This window comes from Pseudomonas sp. KBN12P06040, assembly GCF_037574965.1.
GTDB classification, from domain to species: Bacteria; Pseudomonadota; Gammaproteobacteria; order Pseudomonadales; family Pseudomonadaceae; genus Pseudomonas; species Pseudomonas aeruginosa.
In genome coordinates this window covers 772,368-789,179 of the sequence record NZ_JBBELS010000001.1, presented here as the reverse complement: position 1 = coordinate 789,179, position 16,812 = coordinate 772,368, and the positions used below count along the sequence as shown (strand labels likewise).

Sequence of the window (16,812 nt, the reverse complement as noted above, 5' to 3'; positions counted from 1 at the left end):
GATGCACCTATTTTCTAGCCCTTACTTGGAGTAGAGCTCGACAATCAGGTTTTCGTTGATATCAGCGGACAGGTCGCTGCGAGCCGGAGCACTCTTGAAGGTACCAGCCTTCTTGTCGAGGTCGACTTCGACCCACTCGACGCGACCGCGCTGGCCACAGAGTTCCAGAGCCTGAGCGATACGCAGCTGGTTCTTCGATTTTTCGCGAACAGCTACGACGTCACCGGCCTTCACTTGGTAGGAAGGGATGTTGACGGTCTGACCGTTGACGGTGATGGCCTTGTGGGATACCAGCTGGCGGGATTCCGAACGAGTGGAACCGAAGCCCATGCGGTATACGACGTTATCCAGGCGGCACTCGAGCAGTTGCAGCAGGTTCTCACCGGTAGAACCCTTGCGACGGGAAGCTTCCTGGTAGTAACCGCGGAACTGACGCTCCAGCACGCCGTAGATGCGACGTACTTTCTGCTTTTCACGCAGCTGCAGACCGTAGTCGGACAGACGGCCACGACGCTGGCCATGCTGGCCAGGAACGTTTTCAGCCTTGCACTTCGAGTCGAGGGCGCGGGCGCCGCTCTTCAGGAACAGGTCGGTGCCTTCACGGCGAGACAGTTTGCACTTGGGACCAATGTAACGAGCCATTTCTCACTGTCTCCTATTACACGCGACGCTTTTTCGGCGGACGGCAGCCGTTATGCGGGATCGGGGTTACGTCGGTGATGCTGGCGATCTTGTAGCCGCAAGCATTCAGAGCGCGAACGGCGGACTCGCGGCCCGGGCCCGGGCCCTTGACGTTGACGTCGAGGTTCTTCAGACCGTATTCCAGGGCAGCCTGGCCGGCACGCTCGGCCGCTACCTGGGCAGCGAACGGGGTGCTCTTACGCGAGCCGCGGAAACCGGAACCACCGGAGGTCGCCCAGGACAGTGCGTTGCCCTGACGGTCGGTGATGGTCACGATGGTGTTGTTGAAAGACGCGTGGATGTGGGCGATCCCATCGACCACTGTCTTTTTGACTTTCTTACGGGGACGAGCAGCAGGTTTTGCCATGACTAGATTCCTACGCGATTACTTGCGGATCGGCTTACGCGGGCCCTTGCGGGTACGCGCGTTGGTCTTGGTACGCTGACCGCGAACCGGCAGACCGCGACGATGACGCAGACCGCGGTAGCAACCGAGGTCCATCAGACGCTTGATGTTCATGTTGATTTCGCGACGCAGGTCACCTTCGGTGGTGATCTTCGCGACTTCGTTACGCAGCTGATCGATCTGCTCGTCGCTCAGGTCCTTGATCTTGGCAGCCGGGTTTACGCCGGTGGCTGCGCAGATGCTCTGAGCAGTAGTGCGACCAACACCATAGATGTAGGTCAGCGAGATAACAGTGTGCTTGTTATCCGGAATGTTGACGCCTGCAATACGGGCCATTCAGAAAAACTCCAATTGACAGCTACCCTGCGCCCAGGAAGCCAAGAAAGGGCGCGGATATTAGCGCTGTAATAGCAAATAATCAACCCGGCAGCACACTAGCTGCCGGGTTATCACGCGTGGATCACAATCAGCCTTGGCGCTGCTTGTGACGCGGTTCCGCGCTGCAGATCACCCGCACGATGCCATCGCGACGGATGATTTTGCAGTTACGGCACAGCTTCTTGACCGATGCACGAACTTTCATCACCAACTCCTCGAACCTTACGGGTCTATCAGCGCAGCATGCCGCTGCCGTAGCCCTTCAGGTTGGCTTTCTTCATCAGGGATTCATACTGGTGAGAAACGAGGTGAGATTGCACCTGGGCCATAAAGTCCATGACAACCACGACCACGATCAACAGCGAGGTCCCGCCAAGATAGAACGGCACGTGCGCCGCAACCACCAGGAACTGGGGCAGCAGGCAGACAGCCGTCATGTACAGAGCACCGAACATGGTCAAACGGGTCAGCACGCCATCGATGTAGCGAGCGGACTGTTCGCCCGGACGGATGCCCGGAATAAATGCACCGGACTTCTTGAGGTTCTCCGCCACGTCCTTCGGGTTGAACATCAGCGCTGTATAGAAGAAGCAGAAGAAAACGATCCCTGCAGTGAACAGCAAGATGTTCAGCGGCTGCCCCGGAGCGATCGCTTGCGCGACGTCCTGCAACCAACCCAAGCCTTCCGACTGACCGAACCAGGAGCCCAGGGACGCCGGGAACAGCAGGATACTGCTGGCGAAAATCGCGGGAATCACACCCGCCATGTTCACCTTCAACGGCAGATGGCTGGTCTGCGCTGCAAACACCTTGCGGCCTTGCTGGCGCTTGGCGTAATGCACCGCGATGCGACGCTGGCCACGCTCGATGAACACCACGAACGCGATGATCGCCACGGCCAGCAGGCCGACGCCGATCAGGGCGAAGATGTTGATGTCACCTTGACGGGCAGACTCGAAAGACTGACCGATGGCGCGCGGCAGGCCTGCAACGATACCAGCGAAGATCAACATCGAGATGCCGTTGCCGACACCGCGCTCGGTGATCTGCTCGCCCAGCCACATCATGAACATGGCACCAGCCACGAAGGTGGTGACAGCCACGAAGTAGAAGCCGAAGTCGTTGGAGAAGGCTACGCCCTGGCTGCCCAGGCCAACGGACATGCCGATGGCCTGGACCAGTGCCAGGACTACAGTACCGTAGCGGGTGTACTGGCTGATCTTGCGACGCCCAGACTCACCCTCTTTCTTCAACTGCTCCAGCTGCGGGCTGATAGCGGTCATGAGCTGCATGATGATCGATGCCGAGATGTACGGCATGATCCCCAGTGCAAAGATACTCATGCGCTCCAGCGCGCCGCCGGAAAACATGTTGAAGAGGCTAAGAATGGTCCCCTCGTTCTGCCGGAACAGTGCCGCCAAGCGATCGGGGTTGATGCCCGGAACTGGGATGTGCGCGCCGATCCGATAGACGATGATCGCCAGGAACAGGAAACGCAGACGTGCCCAGAGCTCGGACAGACCGCCGTTGCTTAGCGCAGAGAGAGCACCTTGCTTAGCCATTTAGTCCTCGAATTTACCGCCAGCTGCTTCGATAGCCGCACGCGCACCCTTGGTGGCGGCGATACCTTTCAGGGTGACCGCACGACCAACTTCGCCGGACAGCATGATTTTGACGCGCTGTACGTGCTGGTTGATCAGGTTGGCATCCTTCAGGGTCTGCAGGCTGACGACGTCGCCTTCGACCTTGGCCAGTTCGGAGGTGCGCACTTCAGCACGATCCATGGCCTTCAGGGAAACGAAGCCGAACTTCGGCAGGCGACGGTGCAGAGGCTGTTGACCACCCTCGAAGCCCGGAGCGACCTTGCCACCGGAGCGGGAGGTCAGACCTTTGTGACCACGGCCACCGGTCTTGCCCAGACCGCTACCGATGCCACGGCCCGGACGGTGCTTTTCGCGACGGGCACCCGGCGCGGAACGCAGATCGTTCAGTTGCATGGATTAACCCTCCACACGCAGCAGGTAGTAGGCCTTGTTGATCATGCCGCGGTTCTCAGGAGTGTCCTGAACTTCGACGGTATGATTGATGCGACGCAGGCCGAGACCCTTGACGCAAGCCTTGTGGTTGGCCAGACGGCCGTTCAGGCTCTTGACCAGAGTGACTTTGACAGTTGCCATGGTTAGAGAATCTCCTCGACGCTCTTGCCACGCTTGGCCGCTACTGCTTCCGGAGCCTGCATGTTCTTCAGGCCCTTGAAGGTGGCGTAAACCACGTTCACCGGATTGGTGGAGCCATAGCACTTGGCCAGGACGTTCTGCACACCAGCCACTTCCAGAACGGCACGCATGGCGCCGCCGGCGATGATGCCGGTACCTTCCGAAGCCGGCTGCATGTACACCTTGGAGGCGCCATGGGCGGACTTGGTCGGATACTGCAGGGTGGTGCCGTTCAGATCGACTTGGATCATGTTGCGGCGAGCGGCTTCCATTGCTTTCTGGATGGCGGCCGGCACTTCACGCGCCTTGCCACGACCGAAACCAACGCGACCCTTGCCATCACCCACCACGGTCAGTGCGGTGAAAGCGAAGATACGGCCACCTTTTACGGTTTTGGCGACGCGGTTAACCTGAACCAGCTTCTCGATGTAGCCTTCGTCGCGCTTTTGCTCGTTGTTTGCCATAACTTAGAACTCCAGTCCGCCTTCACGAGCGGCATCAGCCAGCGCTTTCACACGGCCGTGGTACTTGAAGCCAGAACGATCGAACGCCACCTGGGTGACGCCGGCCGCTTTGGCGCGCTCGGCGACCAGTTGACCAACTTTCTTGGCTGCATCGATGTTGCCGGTGGCACCTTCGCGCAGGTCTTTGTCCAGGGTCGAGGCGCTGGCCAGGACCTTGCCGCCGTCGGCCGCAATGACCTGGGCGTAAATGTGCTGGGAAGAGCGGTACACGCAGAGGCGTACGGTTTCCAGCTCGCGCATCTTCAGGCGTGCCTTGCGAGCGCGACGCAGACGGGTTTCTTTCTTGACGCTCATTTGCTATGCCCTACTTCTTCTTGGCTTCTTTACGACGGACGACTTCGTCGGCGTAACGCACGCCCTTGCCTTTGTAAGGCTCCGGCGGACGGAAGTCGCGAATTTCGGCAGCAACCTGACCGACCAGCTGCTTGTCGATACCCTTGATCAGGATATCGGTCTGGCTGGGGGTCTCAGCGACGATGCCGGCCGGCAGTTCGTAATCAACCGGATGGGAGAAGCCGAGGGACAGGGACAGCACTTGGCCCTTGGCCTGCGCTTTGTAACCAACGCCGACCAGCTGGAGCTTGCGCTCGAAGCCCTGGCTGACGCCGACTACCATGTTGTTCACCAGAGCACGGGTGGTACCAGCCATGGCGCGAGTCTGCTGGTCGCCGTTACGCGCAGCAAAACGCAGCTCACCGCTGTCCTGGATCACTTCGACCGAAGGATGGACCTTGAGCTCCAGAGCACCTTTGGCGCCCTTGATGGACAGTTGCTGACCAGCCAGTTTGATTTCAACGCCGGCAGGCAGCTTGACGGGGTTCTTAGCAACGCGAGACATGCTGATTCCCCTTAGAACACAGTGCAGAGCACTTCGCCGCCAACACCAGCAGCACGGGCAGCACGATCGGTCATCACACCTTTGTTGGTGGAGACGATCGACACACCGAGGCCGCCACGAACTTTCGGCAGTTGCTCAACGGATTTGTACTGACGCAGGCCAGGACGGCTGATGCGCTTGACCTCTTCGATGACAGGCTTGCCTTCGAAGTACTTCAGTTCGATGGACAGCTGGGGTTTTACTTCCGAGCTGATCTGGAAATCCGCAATATAGCCTTCGTCCTTCAGGACTTTGGCTACCGCCGCTTTCAGTTTCGAGGACGGCATGCTTACGACGGTCTTTTCAGCCATCTGGGCATTACGGATGCGAGTTAGCATGTCTGCTAACGGGTCCTGCATACTCATGGGCTTAACGCTCCTGATACAAAAGAATAAGCCTTCAACTTCAATTCGCCCATAAACGCCAGGCGAAACAAACCCAGGCTCAGGGGAGCCGGGTATTCTAGAGATCGCGCCAAAACGAATCAAGCCCCATGAGGGGCTTGATTCGATGTCGCGATCAACGGTGCCGACTGGCGACACCGTTCGCTGCGATTACCAGCTGGCTTTCACCAGACCCGGTACGTCGCCGCGCATGGCGGCTTCGCGCAGCTTGTTACGGCTCAGGCCGAACTTGCGGTAGAAGCCGTGCGGACGACCGGTCAGGCGGCAACGGTTACGCAGGCGGCTGGCGCTGGCGTCACGCGGTTGCTTCTGCAGGGCGACCTGGGCATTCCAACGCTCTTCCGCAGAGGAGTTCGGATTAGCGATGATCGCTTTCAGCTCGGCACGCTTCTTGGCGTACTTGGCTACCGTCAGCTGACGCTTCAGCTCGCGGTTCTTCATGCTCTCTTTAGCCATGTTCCTACTCCAATCAGTTACGGAACGGGAATTTGAAAGCACGCAGCAGGGCGCGACCTTCGTCATCCGTACGAGCGGTGGTGGTCAGGGTGATGTCCAGGCCACGCAGCGCATCGATCTTGTCGTAATCGATTTCCGGGAAGATGATCTGCTCTTTCACGCCCATGCTGTAGTTGCCGCGACCATCGAAGGACTTGGCATTCAGGCCGCGGAAGTCACGCACGCGCGGCAGGGAGATGGACAGCAGACGATCCAGGAACTCGTACATCCGGTCGCTACGCAGGGTGACCTTGACGCCGATCGGCCAGCCTTCACGGATCTTGAAGCCTGCGATGGACTTACGAGCGTAAGTCACGACCGGCTTCTGACCAGTGATCTTTTCCAGATCGGCTACGGCGTTCTCGATGATCTTCTTGTCACCGACCGCCTCGCCAAGACCCATGTTCAGGGTGATTTTGGTAACGCGCGGAACTTCCATCACGTTCGCCAGCTGAAGCTCTTCTTTCAGCTTGGGCGCGATTTCCTTCCGATAAATTTCTTTCAATCGTGCCATGGTGATCTACCTAGCAGCCTCAAGCCTGAACCGGTTTCTGGGTCGACTTGAAGACACGAATTTTCTTACCGTCTTCTACCTTGAAGCCAACGCGATCAGCCTTGCTGGTTTCAGTATTGAAGATGGCGACGTTGGAGACGTGCAGAGGCGCCTCCTTCTCGACGATACCGCCCTGTTGGCCGAGCATCGGATTGGGCTTGGTGTGGCGCTTGATCAGGTTCACCCCGCCGACGACCAGACGGTCGTCAGCGAGAACCTTCAGCACCTTGCCACGCTTGCCCTTGTCCTTGCCGGCAATGACGATTACTTCGTCGTCACGACGAATCTTTTGCATGACGGCTACTCCTTACAGCACTTCGGGGGCGAGCGAGACGATCTTCATGAACTTCTCGGTACGGAGTTCACGAGTCACTGGCCCAAAGATACGGGTGCCGATCGGCTCCTGCTTGTTGTTCAGCAGGACGGCGGCGTTGCCGTCGAAGCGGATGATGGAACCGTCGGTACGACGTACGCCGTGCTTGGTGCGAACGACCACGGCAGTCATGACCTGGCCCTTCTTCACTTTGCCGCGCGGAATCGCTTCCTTGACGGTGACCTTGATGATGTCGCCGATGCCGGCGTAACGGCGGTGGGAACCGCCGAGCACCTTGATGCACATCACACGACGCGCGCCGCTGTTGTCAGCGACATCGAGCATGGATTGAGTCTGAATCATATAATTTCTCCGACCCCTAGTCCTTAGACTTCCACCGCGCGTTCAACGATATCAACCAGGGTCCAGGCCTTGGTCTTGGCCAGCGGACGGGTTTCGCGAATGGTGACCAGGTCACCAATGCGGCACTGATTGGATTCGTCGTGTGCGTGCAGTTTGGTCGAACGCTTGACGTATTTGCCGTAGATCGGGTGCTTGACGCGACGCTCGATCAGTACGGTGACGGTCTTGTCCATTTTGTCGCTGACGACGCGGCCGGTCAGCGTACGGACGGTTTTCTGAGCTTCAGCCATGATCACTTACCTGCTTGCTGATTGAGCACAGTTTTAACGCGAGCGATGTCGCGCTTAACCTGCGAGAGCAGGTGAGACTGCCCCAACTGGCCAGTTGCTTTCTGCATGCGCAGATTGAACTGGTCGCGCAGCAGGCCGAGCAGTTGCTCGTTCAGCTGCTCAACGGATTTTTCACGAAGTTCATTCGCTTTCATCACATCACCGTCCGCTTAACAAAGGAGGTGGCGAGGGGCAGCTTTGCAGCAGCCAGGGCGAAAGCCTCACGCGCCAGCTCTTCGGAAACACCCTCGATCTCGTACAGGACCTTGCCCGGCTGGATCTGGGCTACCCAGTACTCGACCCCACCCTTACCTTTACCCATACGAACTTCGAGGGGCTTCTTGGTGACAGGCTTGTCAGGGAATACGCGGATCCAGATCTTGCCGCCACGCTTCACGTGACGGGTCAGCGCACGACGCGCGGACTCGATCTGACGAGCAGTAAGGCGGCCACGGCTAGTGGCCTTCAGTGCGTACTCACCGAAGCTGACCTTACTACCACGATGAGCCAGACCACGGTTGTGGCCGGTCATTTGTTTGCGGAACTTCGTACGCTTGGGTTGCAGCATTTGCGTACTCCTTACCTAGCAGCTTTTTTACGAGGAGCGGGTGCTACCGGCTTCAGCTCTTCCTGGCGGCCACCGATGACCTCGCCCTTGAAGATCCAAACCTTGACACCGATCACACCGTAAGTGGTGTGCGCTTCGTAGGTGGCATAGTCGATATCGGCGCGCAGGGTGTGCAGGGGCACACGACCTTCGCGATACCATTCGGTACGGGCGATTTCAGCCCCACCCAGACGACCGCTGACCTGAATCTTGATGCCCTTGGCACCAATGCGCATGGCGTTCTGTACGGCGCGCTTCATGGCGCGACGGAACATTACGCGACGCTCCAGCTGCTGGGCTACGCTCTGCGCAACCAGCATGGCATCGAGTTCCGGCTTGCGGATTTCCTCGATGTTGATGTGCACGGGCACACCCATTTGCTTGGTCAGGTCCTGGCGCAGTTTCTCAACATCTTCACCTTTCTTGCCGATCACGATGCCGGGACGAGCGGTGTGGATGGTGATGCGTGCGGTTTGAGCCGGACGATGAATATCGATACGGCTTACGGACGCGCTTTTTAGTTTGTCTTGGAGGTACTCACGCACCTTCAGGTCGGCAAACAGGTAATCCGCATAGTTCTTGCGGTCTGCGTACCAAACGGAGGTGTGCTCCTTGACGATACCCAGGCGAATGCCATTGGGATGTACTTTCTGACCCATCTGTCGACTCCGTTACTTGTCCGCAACCTTGACCGTGATATGGCAAGACCGCTTCACGATGCGATCAGCACGGCCTTTGGCACGCGGCATGATGCGCTTGAGCGAACGACCTTCGTTGACGAAGACGGTGGAGACCTTCAGGTCATCCACATCGGCGCCTTCGTTGTGCTCAGCGTTGGCAACGGCCGACTCCAGCACTTTCTTCATGATCTCGGCGGCTTTCTTACTGCTGAAAGCCAGGAGGTTGAGCGCTTCGCCCACCTTCTTCCCGCGGATCTGGTCGGCGACCAAGCGGGCTTTCTGGGCGGAGATACGAGCGCCCGACAGCTTAGCGGCTACTTCCATCTTCCTTACCCCTTAACGCTTGGCTTTCTTGTCCGCAGCATGCCCGCGGTAGGTGCGGGTAGCGGCGAACTCGCCCAGTTTGTGGCCGACCATGTCCTCGTTGACGAGAACCGGTACGTGTTGACGGCCGTTGTGCACGGCGATGGTCAGACCAACCATATGCGGCAGAATCATCGAACGACGCGACCAGGTCTTGATCGGCTTGCGGTCGTTCTTTTCCACCGCGACTTCGACCTTCTTCAACAGGTGAAGATCGATAAACGGACCTTTTTTCAGTGAACGTGGCACTGTGGTATCCCTCTATTTACTTGCGGCGGCGGACGATCATGTTATCGGTACGCTTGTTCGAGCGAGTCTTCTTACCCTTGGTCTGAAGACCCCACGGCGATACCGGATGACGACCAGCAGAGGTACGGCCTTCACCACCACCATGCGGGTGGTCGACCGGGTTCATCGCCACGCCGCGAACGGTCGGGCGAACACCACGCCAGCGCGTAGCACCGGCTTTACCCAGCGAACGCAGGCTGTGCTCGGAGTTCGAGACTTCGCCCAGGGTCGCACGGCACTCAGCCAGGACTTTACGCATTTCACCGGAGCGCAGACGCAGGGTTACGTACGCACCTTCACGCGCGACCAGCTGGGCGGAAGCGCCAGCGGAGCGAGCGATCTGAGCGCCTTTACCCGGCTTCAGCTCGATACCATGAACAGTGCTACCCACCGGGATGTTGCGCAGAGGCATGCTGTTGCCTGCCTTGATCGGCGCACCGATACCGGAGATCAGCTGGTCACCTGCAGCAACGCCCTTGGGGGCGATGATGTAGCGACGCTCGCCGTCTGCATACTTCAGCAGAGCGATGTGTGCAGTGCGGTTCGGATCGTATTCGACGCGCTCAACGATGGCAGGGATGCCATCCTTGTTGCGACGGAAGTCGACCAGACGGTAGTGCTGCTTGTGACCACCACCGATATGACGGGTGGTGATACGACCGTTGTTGTTACGGCCGCCAGACTTGGATTTCTTTTCCAGCAGCGGTGCGTAGGGAGCGCCTTTGTGCAGCTCCTGATTCACCACCTTGACGACAAAGCGACGACCAGCGGAAGTCGGTTTGCACTTAACGATTGCCATGATGCACCCCTCTACTCAGCGCTGGTGGCGAAATCGAGATCTTGGCCCGGCTGGAGAGCGATGTACGCTTTTTTCCAGTCGTTACGCTTGCCCAGACCGCGAGCGGTGCGCTTGGTCTTACCCTTGACGTTCAGGGTAGTGACGCGCTGTACCTTCACGCTGAACAGGCTTTCTACGGCCTTCTTGATTTCCAGCTTGGTTGCATCGGTGGCAACCTTGAAAACGAATTGGCTCTTGCCGTCCGCGAGACCCGTGGCTTTCTCGGAGATGTGCGGACCAAGCAGCACTTTGAATACGCGTTCCTGGTTCATCCCAGCAGCTCCTCGAACTTCTTCACGGCGGACACGGTGACCAGCACCTTGTCGTAGGCGATCAGGCTGACGGGGTCGGAACCTTGGACATCACGTACATCGACGTGCGCCAGGTTGCGCGCAGCGAGGTACAGGTTCTCGTCGACACCATCGGTCACGATCAGCACGTCTTTCAGACCCAGGGTGTCCAGCTTGGCAACCAGGCCCTTGGTTTTCGGTGCATCGACAGCGAAGTCGGCAACGACGACCAGACGGTCCAGACGAACGAGCTCGGCAAGGATGGAGCGCAGTGCTGCGCGGTACATCTTCTTGTTCAGCTTCTGTTCGTGGCTACGCGGTTTAGCGGCGAAAGTGGTGCCGCCCCCACGCCAGATGGGGCTACGGATGGTGCCAGCGCGAGCACGACCGGTGCCCTTCTGACGCCACGGCTTCTTGCCACCACCAGAGACTTCGGAGCGAGTCTTCTGCGCCTTGCTGCCCTGACGGCCGCCAGCCATGTAGGCCACGACTGCCTGGTGCACCAGGGTCTCGTTGAATTCGCCACCAAAGGTACGCTCGGAGACTTCGATAGCCTGAGCGCCGTTCACATTCAATTGCATCTCAGCTTCCCCCTTAACCGCGAGCCTTGGCTGCCGGACGCACGATCACATCACCGCCGGTAGCGCCGGGAACGGCACCCTTGACCAGCAGCAGATTGCGTTCAGCATCGACGCGCACGATCTCCAGGGATTGAACGGTTACCCGCTCCGCACCCAGATGACCGGACATTTTCTTGCCCTTGAACACTCGACCAGGAGTCTGGCACTGGCCGATGGAACCCGGGACGCGGTGGGAAACGGAGTTACCGTGGGTGTTATCCTGACCACGGAAGTTCCAGCGCTTGATGGTGCCCGCGAAGCCCTTACCCTTGGACTCGCCGGTAACGTCTACCATCTGGCCTGCCTGGAACAGATCGACAGTGATCTGGTCACCAGCGGCATACTGCTCTTCGCCCAGACGGAATTCCCACACGCCGCGACCGGCGGCGACATTCGCCTTGGCAAAGTGACCAGCTTGCGCTTTGGTAACGCGAGAAGCACGACGCTCGCCGGCGGTGACTTGCACTGCACGGTAGCCATCGGTTTCTTCAGTCTTGAACTGGGTGACGCGATTCGGCTCGACCTCGATGACCGTAACCGGAATAGAGACACCTTCCTCGGTGAAAATGCGGGTCATGCCGCATTTACGACCGACAACACCAATTGTCATGTTGTAAACCTCTTGAGTGTACGGGGCTTTCACCCGCTATGGCCGCCCATTTCAGAGCGTTACACGACCAATGCCGAAGGCATTAGCCGAGGCTGATCTGTACTTCAACGCCTGCAGCAAGATCGAGCTTCATCAGCGCATCGACGGTTTTATCCGTCGGCTGGACGATGTCCAGTACACGCTTATGTGTACGAATTTCGTACTGATCACGCGCATCTTTGTTGACGTGCGGAGAGATCAGCACGGTGAAACGTTCCTTGCGGGTCGGCAGAGGGATTGGACCACGCACCTGAGCACCAGTACGTTTCGCGGTTTCCACGATTTCCTGGGTTGATTGATCGATCAGGCGATGGTCAAAAGCCTTCAACCGAATCCGGATTTGTTGGTTTTGCATTTGACCTCAGACTCCAATTTACCATTCCCAACGGACGGACTACGCCCGTTAAAAGGAGGCGCAATTGTACGGATGCCCCCACAGGGTGTCAATATTTAACCAACGAACGAAAAAGGGGCCCCGAAGGGCCCCTTTTCTGATGGCAGGATCAGCGATTACTCGATGATCTTGGCAACCACGCCGGCGCCAACGGTACGGCCGCCTTCGCGGATCGCGAAGCGCAGGCCATCTTCCATGGCGATCGGAGCGATCAGGGTGACAACCATCTTGATGTTGTCGCCCGGCATTACCATCTCTACGCCTTCCGGCAGTTCGCAGTTACCGGTCACGTCGGTGGTACGGAAGTAGAACTGCGGACGGTAGCCCTTGAAGAACGGGGTGTGACGACCACCTTCTTCCTTGGACAGCACGTACACTTCGCACTCGAACTTGGTGTGCGGCTTGATGGTGCCCGGCTTGGCCAGAACCTGGCCACGCTCTACGTCTTCACGCTTGGTGCCGCGCAGCAGGATACCAACGTTCTCACCAGCACGACCTTCGTCGAGCAGCTTGCGGAACATTTCAACGCCGGTGCAGGTGGTCTTGGTGGTCGCCTTGATGCCGACGATTTCCACTTCTTCCTGGACCTTGATGATGCCGCGCTCTACACGACCGGTTACCACGGTACCGCGGCCGGAGATCGAGAACACGTCTTCGATCGGCATCAGGAACGGCTGGTCGATGGCACGAACCGGCTCCGGAATGTAGGAGTCCAGGGTCTCTACCAGCTTCTGCACGGCGCTTACGCCGATGCCGTTGTCATCCTTGCCTTCCAGCGCCATCAGCGCGGAACCGATGATGATCGGAGTGTCGTCGCCCGGGAAGTCGTAGGTGTTCAGCAGATCGCGAACTTCCATCTCGACCAGTTCCAGCAGCTCGGCGTCGTCGACCATGTCGGCCTTGTTCAGGAACACGACGATGTAGGGAACGCCTACCTGGCGGGACAGCAGGATGTGCTCGCGGGTCTGCGGCATGGGGCCGTCGGCAGCCGAGCAAACCAGGATCGCGCCGTCCATCTGGGCAGCACCGGTGATCATGTTCTTCACGTAGTCGGCGTGACCGGGGCAGTCAACGTGGGCGTAGTGACGAACAGCGGAATCGTATTCAACGTGCGAGGTGTTGATGGTGATACCGCGGGCCTTTTCTTCCGGCGCGTTGTCGATCTGATCGAAAGCACGAGCGGAACCACCCCAGGTGTCGGAGCAGACCTTGGTCAGTGCAGCGGTCAGAGTGGTCTTGCCATGGTCAACGTGACCGATGGTGCCGACGTTGACGTGCGGTTTGTTACGTTCGAATTTTTCCTTAGCCACGACAGTAAACCTCTTACTTAAAGGGCTGAATCAACCTTGTTTTTTAACCAGCGCTTCGACGATGTTCGACGGAGCTTCGGCGTATTTGGAGAATTCCATGGAGTAGCTCGCGCGACCCTGGGACATGGAACGCACGTCGGTCGCATAACCGAACATCTCACCCAGCGGAACCTCGGCACGAATAACCTTACCGGAAACCGTGTCCTCCATCCCCTGAATCAGACCACGACGACGGTTCAGGTCGCCCATCACGTCACCCATGTAGTCCTCAGGAGTCACCACCTCTACCTTCATGATCGGCTCGAGCACCTTGCCGCCGCCCTTCTGGGCCAGCTGCTTGGTCGCCATGGAAGCAGCGATCTTGAACGCCATCTCGTTGGAGTCGACGTCATGGTAGGAACCATCGAAAACGGTAGCCTTCAGGCCGATGAGCGGATAGCCGGCAACGACGCCGTTCTTCATCTGCTCTTCGATACCCTTCTGGATCGCCGGGATGTATTCCTTCGGAACCACACCGCCCACGACTTCGTTCTCGAACACCAGGCCTTCGGTGATGTTGCCCTTCTCGTCCACGTCCGCGGCCGAGAAACGGATCCAGCAATGACCGAACTGACCGCGACCACCGGACTGGCGAACGAACTTGCCTTCGATCTCTACGTTGTCCTTGGTGATGGTCTCACGGTAGGCAACCTGCGGCTTGCCGATGTTGGCCTCGACACCGAACTCGCGCTTCATGCGGTCGACGATGATGTCCAGGTGCAACTCGCCCATGCCGGAGATGATGGTCTGACCGGACTCTTCGTCGGTCTTGACACGGAACGACGGGTCTTCCTGGGCCAGCTTGCCGAGGGCGATACCCATCTTCTCCTGGTCAGCCTTGGTCTTCGGCTCTACAGCGACCGAGATTACCGGCTCGGGGAAGTCCATGCGCTCGAGGATGATCGGCTTCTCGATCGAGCACAGGGTGTCACCGGTGGTGACGTCCTTCATGCCGATCAGGGCAGCGATGTCGCCTGCGCGCACTTCCTTGATCTCTTCACGCTGGTTGGCGTGCATCTGCACCATCCGACCGACGCGCTCTTTCTTGCCTTTCACCGAGTTCAGGACGGAGTCGCCGGAACTCAGGACGCCGGAGTAAACGCGGGCGAAGGTCAGGGTACCGACGAACGGGTCGGTAGCGATCTTGAACGCCAGGGACGAGAACGGTTCGTTGTCGTCGGCATGACGCTCGTCTTCGACGGTCTCGTCGTCCGGGCTGACGCCCTTGATCGCAGGGATCTCGGTCGGAGCCGGGAGGTAGTCGATGACGGCATCGAGAACCAGCGGAACGCCCTTGTTCTTGAACGAGGAACCGCAGACGGCCGGAACGATCTCGCACGCCAGGGTGCGCAGACGCAGGCCTTCCTTGATCTCGGCTTCGGAGAGCTCGCCCTCTTCGAGGTACTTGTTCATCAGCTCTTCGTTGGCTTCGGCCGCAGCCTCGACCATGCTGGAACGCCACTCTTCGGCCAGGTCCTTGAGCTCCGCAGGAATTTCTTCCTCGCGGTAGGTCATGCCCTTGTCGTCATCGTTCCAGTAGATGGCCTTCATCTTGATCAGGTCGACCTGACCGACGAAGTTCTCTTCAGCGCCGATGGCGAGCTGGACCGGAACCGGGGTATGACCCAGGCGCTTCTTGATCTGCTCGACGACGCGCAGGAAGTTCGCGCCCTGGCGGTCCATCTTGTTGACGTAGACGATGCGCGGTACGCCGTACTTGTTGGCCTGACGCCATACGGTTTCCGACTGCGGCTCTACGCCGGAGGTGCCACAGAACACCACGACAGCGCCATCCAGCACACGCAGGGAACGCTCCACCTCGATGGTGAAGTCTACGTGGCCGGGGGTGTCGATGACGTTTACGCGATAGTTGTCGTACTGACCGCGCGAGCCCTTCCAGAAGGTGGTAACGGCAGCGGAGGTAATGGTGATACCGCGCTCCTGCTCCTGCACCATCCAGTCGGTGGTCGCAGCGCCGTCATGCACTTCGCCCAGCTTGTGGTTGACGCCGGTATAGAACAGAACCCGCTCCGTGGTGGTGGTCTTGCCCGCGTCAACGTGGGCACAGATACCGATATTACGGTAGCGGTTGATGGGTGTAGTACGGGCCACAATAAGGTCCTCGGGGGTTGGGCAGCGCGATTAGAACCGGTAGTGCGAGAAGGCCTTGTTGGCCTCTGCCATACGGTGCACGTCTTCACGCTTCTTGACTGCTGCGCCCTTGCCTTCAGCGGCATCCAGCAGCTCGCCAGCCAGGCGCAGAGCCATGGACTTCTCGCCACGCTTGCGGGCGAAGTCCACCAGCCAACGCATGGCTAGGGCATTACGACGGGACGGACGGACTTCGACCGGAACCTGGTAAGTCGCACCACCTACGCGGCGGGACTTCACTTCGACCAGCGGAGCGATGGCATCGAGAGCTTTTTCGAAGGTTTCCAGGGGATCGGCCTTGCCGCGTTCCTTCACCTTGTCCAGCGCACCGTAAACGATACGCTCGGCAACGGCTTTCTTGCCGCTTTCCATCACGTGGTTCATGAACTTGGCCAGGATCTGGCTTCCGTATTTCGGATCAGCCAGCACTTCACGCTTGGCCGCTACACGACGTCTTGGCATTGATAAGCCCTCAAACGGTCTTCAGGTTAGCCCGGGACCATAACAGTCAAGTTACGCCCGACCTTACTCTTATCGACTCAGATAAATATAAAAACGCTATTACTTCGGACGCTTGGCGCCGTACTTCGAACGACCCTGCTTACGGTCTTTGACACCCGAGGTGTCCAGCGAACCGCGCACGGTGTGGTAACGCACACCCGGAAGGTCCTTTACACGACCACCACGGATCAGCACTACGCTGTGCTCTTGCAGGTTGTGACCTTCACCACCGATGTACGAGGAAACCTCGAAACCGTTGGTCAGACGTACACGGCATACCTTACGCAGTGCCGAGTTCGGCTTTTTTGGCGTGGTGGTGTATACGCGGGTGCATACGCCACGACGTTGCGGGCAGTTCTGCAGCGCAGGCACGTCGCTCTTGTCGACCATGCGCTTGCGCGGCTTACGCACCAGCTGGTTGATAGTTGCCATCTATAGCTCCACTGATTGTCTTACGACACACAAACGAAATGACAGAGCGTGCGCCCTGCCAATTTTCGGGGTACAAAATAGTAAAGAGGTTCTTGTACACCGTCAAGACAA

30 protein-coding genes are annotated in these 16,812 nt (G+C 58.6%); all 30 read right to left on the bottom strand.

Annotated features, from left to right (window positions below; genetic code table 11):
* Nucleotides 1-21: 21 nt before the first annotated feature.
* The 30 genes from rpsD to rpsL all read right to left on the bottom strand — a co-directional run bounded on the left by rpsD (nucleotide 22) and on the right by rpsL (nucleotide 16,701).
* Nucleotides 22-642 (bottom strand): 30S ribosomal protein S4, encoded by a 621-nt coding sequence (rpsD, locus tag VQ067_RS03795; protein WP_003093678.1) that lies wholly within the window; start codon nucleotides 640-642, stop codon nucleotides 22-24.
* Between the two features lie 16 nt (nucleotides 643-658).
* On the bottom strand, nucleotides 659-1,048 hold the full coding sequence (gene rpsK, locus VQ067_RS03790; RefSeq protein WP_003093689.1) for a 30S ribosomal protein S11: 390 nt from the start codon (nucleotides 1,046-1,048) through the stop codon (nucleotides 659-661).
* 18 nt (nucleotides 1,049-1,066) lie between these two features.
* The gene (gene rpsM / locus VQ067_RS03785; RefSeq protein WP_003093692.1) at nucleotides 1,067-1,423 is read right to left on the bottom strand and encodes a 30S ribosomal protein S13; all 357 of its coding nucleotides are present in this window, start codon (nucleotides 1,421-1,423) and stop codon (nucleotides 1,067-1,069) included.
* Between the two features lie 130 nt (nucleotides 1,424-1,553).
* The gene (rpmJ, locus tag VQ067_RS03780; RefSeq protein ID WP_003093693.1) at nucleotides 1,554-1,670 is read right to left on the bottom strand and encodes a 50S ribosomal protein L36; all 117 of its coding nucleotides are present in this window, start codon (nucleotides 1,668-1,670) and stop codon (nucleotides 1,554-1,556) included.
* A 28-nt stretch (nucleotides 1,671-1,698) separates the two neighbouring features.
* On the bottom strand, nucleotides 1,699-3,027 hold the full coding sequence (gene secY, locus VQ067_RS03775; RefSeq protein ID WP_003093694.1) for a preprotein translocase subunit SecY: 1,329 nt from the start codon (nucleotides 3,025-3,027) through the stop codon (nucleotides 1,699-1,701).
* Nucleotides 3,028-3,462 carry a 50S ribosomal protein L15 gene (gene rplO / locus VQ067_RS03770; RefSeq protein WP_033991348.1) on the bottom strand — a complete coding sequence of 145 codons (435 nt, stop codon included), beginning with the start codon at nucleotides 3,460-3,462 and terminating at the stop codon, nucleotides 3,028-3,030.
* Between the two features lie 3 nt (nucleotides 3,463-3,465).
* Nucleotides 3,466-3,642, bottom strand: coding sequence for a 50S ribosomal protein L30 (gene rpmD, locus VQ067_RS03765; protein WP_003093696.1), 177 nt, complete (start codon nucleotides 3,640-3,642; stop codon nucleotides 3,466-3,468).
* A 2-nt stretch (nucleotides 3,643-3,644) separates the two neighbouring features.
* Nucleotides 3,645-4,145, bottom strand: coding sequence for a 30S ribosomal protein S5 (rpsE, locus tag VQ067_RS03760; RefSeq protein WP_003093697.1), 501 nt, complete (start codon nucleotides 4,143-4,145; stop codon nucleotides 3,645-3,647).
* A 3-nt stretch (nucleotides 4,146-4,148) separates the two neighbouring features.
* On the bottom strand, nucleotides 4,149-4,499 hold the full coding sequence (gene rplR, locus VQ067_RS03755; RefSeq protein ID WP_003093698.1) for a 50S ribosomal protein L18: 351 nt from the start codon (nucleotides 4,497-4,499) through the stop codon (nucleotides 4,149-4,151).
* Nucleotides 4,500-4,509: 10 nt separating this feature from the next.
* The gene (rplF, locus tag VQ067_RS03750; RefSeq protein ID WP_003093699.1) at nucleotides 4,510-5,043 is read right to left on the bottom strand and encodes a 50S ribosomal protein L6; all 534 of its coding nucleotides are present in this window, start codon (nucleotides 5,041-5,043) and stop codon (nucleotides 4,510-4,512) included.
* Nucleotides 5,044-5,054: 11 nt separating this feature from the next.
* The gene (rpsH, locus tag VQ067_RS03745; RefSeq protein WP_003093700.1) at nucleotides 5,055-5,447 is read right to left on the bottom strand and encodes a 30S ribosomal protein S8; all 393 of its coding nucleotides are present in this window, start codon (nucleotides 5,445-5,447) and stop codon (nucleotides 5,055-5,057) included.
* A 189-nt stretch (nucleotides 5,448-5,636) separates the two neighbouring features.
* On the bottom strand, nucleotides 5,637-5,942 hold the full coding sequence (rpsN, locus tag VQ067_RS03740; RefSeq protein ID WP_003093701.1) for a 30S ribosomal protein S14: 306 nt from the start codon (nucleotides 5,940-5,942) through the stop codon (nucleotides 5,637-5,639).
* A gap of 13 nt (nucleotides 5,943-5,955) precedes the next feature.
* Nucleotides 5,956-6,495: a 50S ribosomal protein L5 gene (rplE, locus tag VQ067_RS03735; RefSeq protein ID WP_003093703.1), complete on the bottom strand. Its 540-nt coding sequence runs from the start codon at nucleotides 6,493-6,495 to the stop codon at nucleotides 5,956-5,958.
* Between the two features lie 19 nt (nucleotides 6,496-6,514).
* Nucleotides 6,515-6,829, bottom strand: coding sequence for a 50S ribosomal protein L24 (gene rplX / locus VQ067_RS03730; protein WP_003093711.1), 315 nt, complete (start codon nucleotides 6,827-6,829; stop codon nucleotides 6,515-6,517).
* 12 nt (nucleotides 6,830-6,841) lie between these two features.
* Nucleotides 6,842-7,210, bottom strand: a complete 369-nt coding sequence (gene rplN / locus VQ067_RS03725) for a 50S ribosomal protein L14 (protein ID WP_003093714.1) — start codon at nucleotides 7,208-7,210, stop codon at nucleotides 6,842-6,844.
* 23 nt (nucleotides 7,211-7,233) lie between these two features.
* Nucleotides 7,234-7,500 (bottom strand): 30S ribosomal protein S17, encoded by a 267-nt coding sequence (gene rpsQ / locus VQ067_RS03720; RefSeq protein ID WP_003093717.1) that lies wholly within the window; start codon nucleotides 7,498-7,500, stop codon nucleotides 7,234-7,236.
* Nucleotides 7,501-7,502: 2 nt separating this feature from the next.
* Entirely contained in the window at nucleotides 7,503-7,694 is a 192-nt protein-coding gene (gene rpmC, locus VQ067_RS03715) for a 50S ribosomal protein L29 (protein ID WP_003093720.1), read from the bottom strand.
* Nucleotides 7,694-8,107, bottom strand: a complete 414-nt coding sequence (rplP, locus tag VQ067_RS03710) for a 50S ribosomal protein L16 (protein WP_003093723.1) — start codon at nucleotides 8,105-8,107, stop codon at nucleotides 7,694-7,696. The genes rpmC and rplP overlap by 1 nt, the downstream gene beginning before the upstream one ends.
* A gap of 11 nt (nucleotides 8,108-8,118) precedes the next feature.
* On the bottom strand, nucleotides 8,119-8,805 hold the full coding sequence (gene rpsC, locus VQ067_RS03705; protein WP_003093727.1) for a 30S ribosomal protein S3: 687 nt from the start codon (nucleotides 8,803-8,805) through the stop codon (nucleotides 8,119-8,121).
* Nucleotides 8,806-8,817: 12 nt separating this feature from the next.
* Nucleotides 8,818-9,150 carry a 50S ribosomal protein L22 gene (gene rplV, locus VQ067_RS03700; protein ID WP_003103908.1) on the bottom strand — a complete coding sequence of 111 codons (333 nt, stop codon included), beginning with the start codon at nucleotides 9,148-9,150 and terminating at the stop codon, nucleotides 8,818-8,820.
* Nucleotides 9,151-9,162: 12 nt separating this feature from the next.
* Complete coding sequence (rpsS, locus tag VQ067_RS03695; protein ID WP_003093734.1) at nucleotides 9,163-9,438, bottom strand: 30S ribosomal protein S19; 276 nt, start codon at nucleotides 9,436-9,438, stop codon at nucleotides 9,163-9,165.
* A 16-nt stretch (nucleotides 9,439-9,454) separates the two neighbouring features.
* Entirely contained in the window at nucleotides 9,455-10,276 is an 822-nt protein-coding gene (gene rplB / locus VQ067_RS03690; RefSeq protein WP_003103878.1) for a 50S ribosomal protein L2, read from the bottom strand.
* 11 nt (nucleotides 10,277-10,287) lie between these two features.
* Nucleotides 10,288-10,587 carry a 50S ribosomal protein L23 gene (rplW, locus tag VQ067_RS03685; protein WP_003093736.1) on the bottom strand — a complete coding sequence of 100 codons (300 nt, stop codon included), beginning with the start codon at nucleotides 10,585-10,587 and terminating at the stop codon, nucleotides 10,288-10,290.
* Nucleotides 10,584-11,186 (bottom strand): 50S ribosomal protein L4, encoded by a 603-nt coding sequence (gene rplD, locus VQ067_RS03680; RefSeq protein ID WP_003093737.1) that lies wholly within the window; start codon nucleotides 11,184-11,186, stop codon nucleotides 10,584-10,586. The genes rplW and rplD overlap by 4 nt, the downstream gene beginning before the upstream one ends.
* A gap of 13 nt (nucleotides 11,187-11,199) precedes the next feature.
* The gene (rplC, locus tag VQ067_RS03675) at nucleotides 11,200-11,835 is read right to left on the bottom strand and encodes a 50S ribosomal protein L3 (RefSeq protein ID WP_003103877.1); all 636 of its coding nucleotides are present in this window, start codon (nucleotides 11,833-11,835) and stop codon (nucleotides 11,200-11,202) included.
* Nucleotides 11,836-11,917: 82 nt separating this feature from the next.
* Nucleotides 11,918-12,229, bottom strand: a complete 312-nt coding sequence (rpsJ, locus tag VQ067_RS03670; protein WP_003103876.1) for a 30S ribosomal protein S10 — start codon at nucleotides 12,227-12,229, stop codon at nucleotides 11,918-11,920.
* A gap of 155 nt (nucleotides 12,230-12,384) precedes the next feature.
* Nucleotides 12,385-13,578 (bottom strand): elongation factor Tu, encoded by a 1,194-nt coding sequence (tuf, locus tag VQ067_RS03665; RefSeq protein ID WP_003115146.1) that lies wholly within the window; start codon nucleotides 13,576-13,578, stop codon nucleotides 12,385-12,387.
* A 30-nt stretch (nucleotides 13,579-13,608) separates the two neighbouring features.
* On the bottom strand, nucleotides 13,609-15,729 hold the full coding sequence (fusA, locus tag VQ067_RS03660) for an elongation factor G (RefSeq protein WP_003093741.1): 2,121 nt from the start codon (nucleotides 15,727-15,729) through the stop codon (nucleotides 13,609-13,611).
* Between the two features lie 30 nt (nucleotides 15,730-15,759).
* Nucleotides 15,760-16,230, bottom strand: coding sequence for a 30S ribosomal protein S7 (gene rpsG / locus VQ067_RS03655; RefSeq protein WP_003093742.1), 471 nt, complete (start codon nucleotides 16,228-16,230; stop codon nucleotides 15,760-15,762).
* 99 nt (nucleotides 16,231-16,329) lie between these two features.
* A complete protein-coding gene (rpsL, locus tag VQ067_RS03650; protein ID WP_003093744.1) occupies nucleotides 16,330-16,701 on the bottom strand; it encodes a 30S ribosomal protein S12 in 372 nt (123 codons plus the stop codon).
* Between the last annotated feature and the right edge of the window lie 111 nt (nucleotides 16,702-16,812).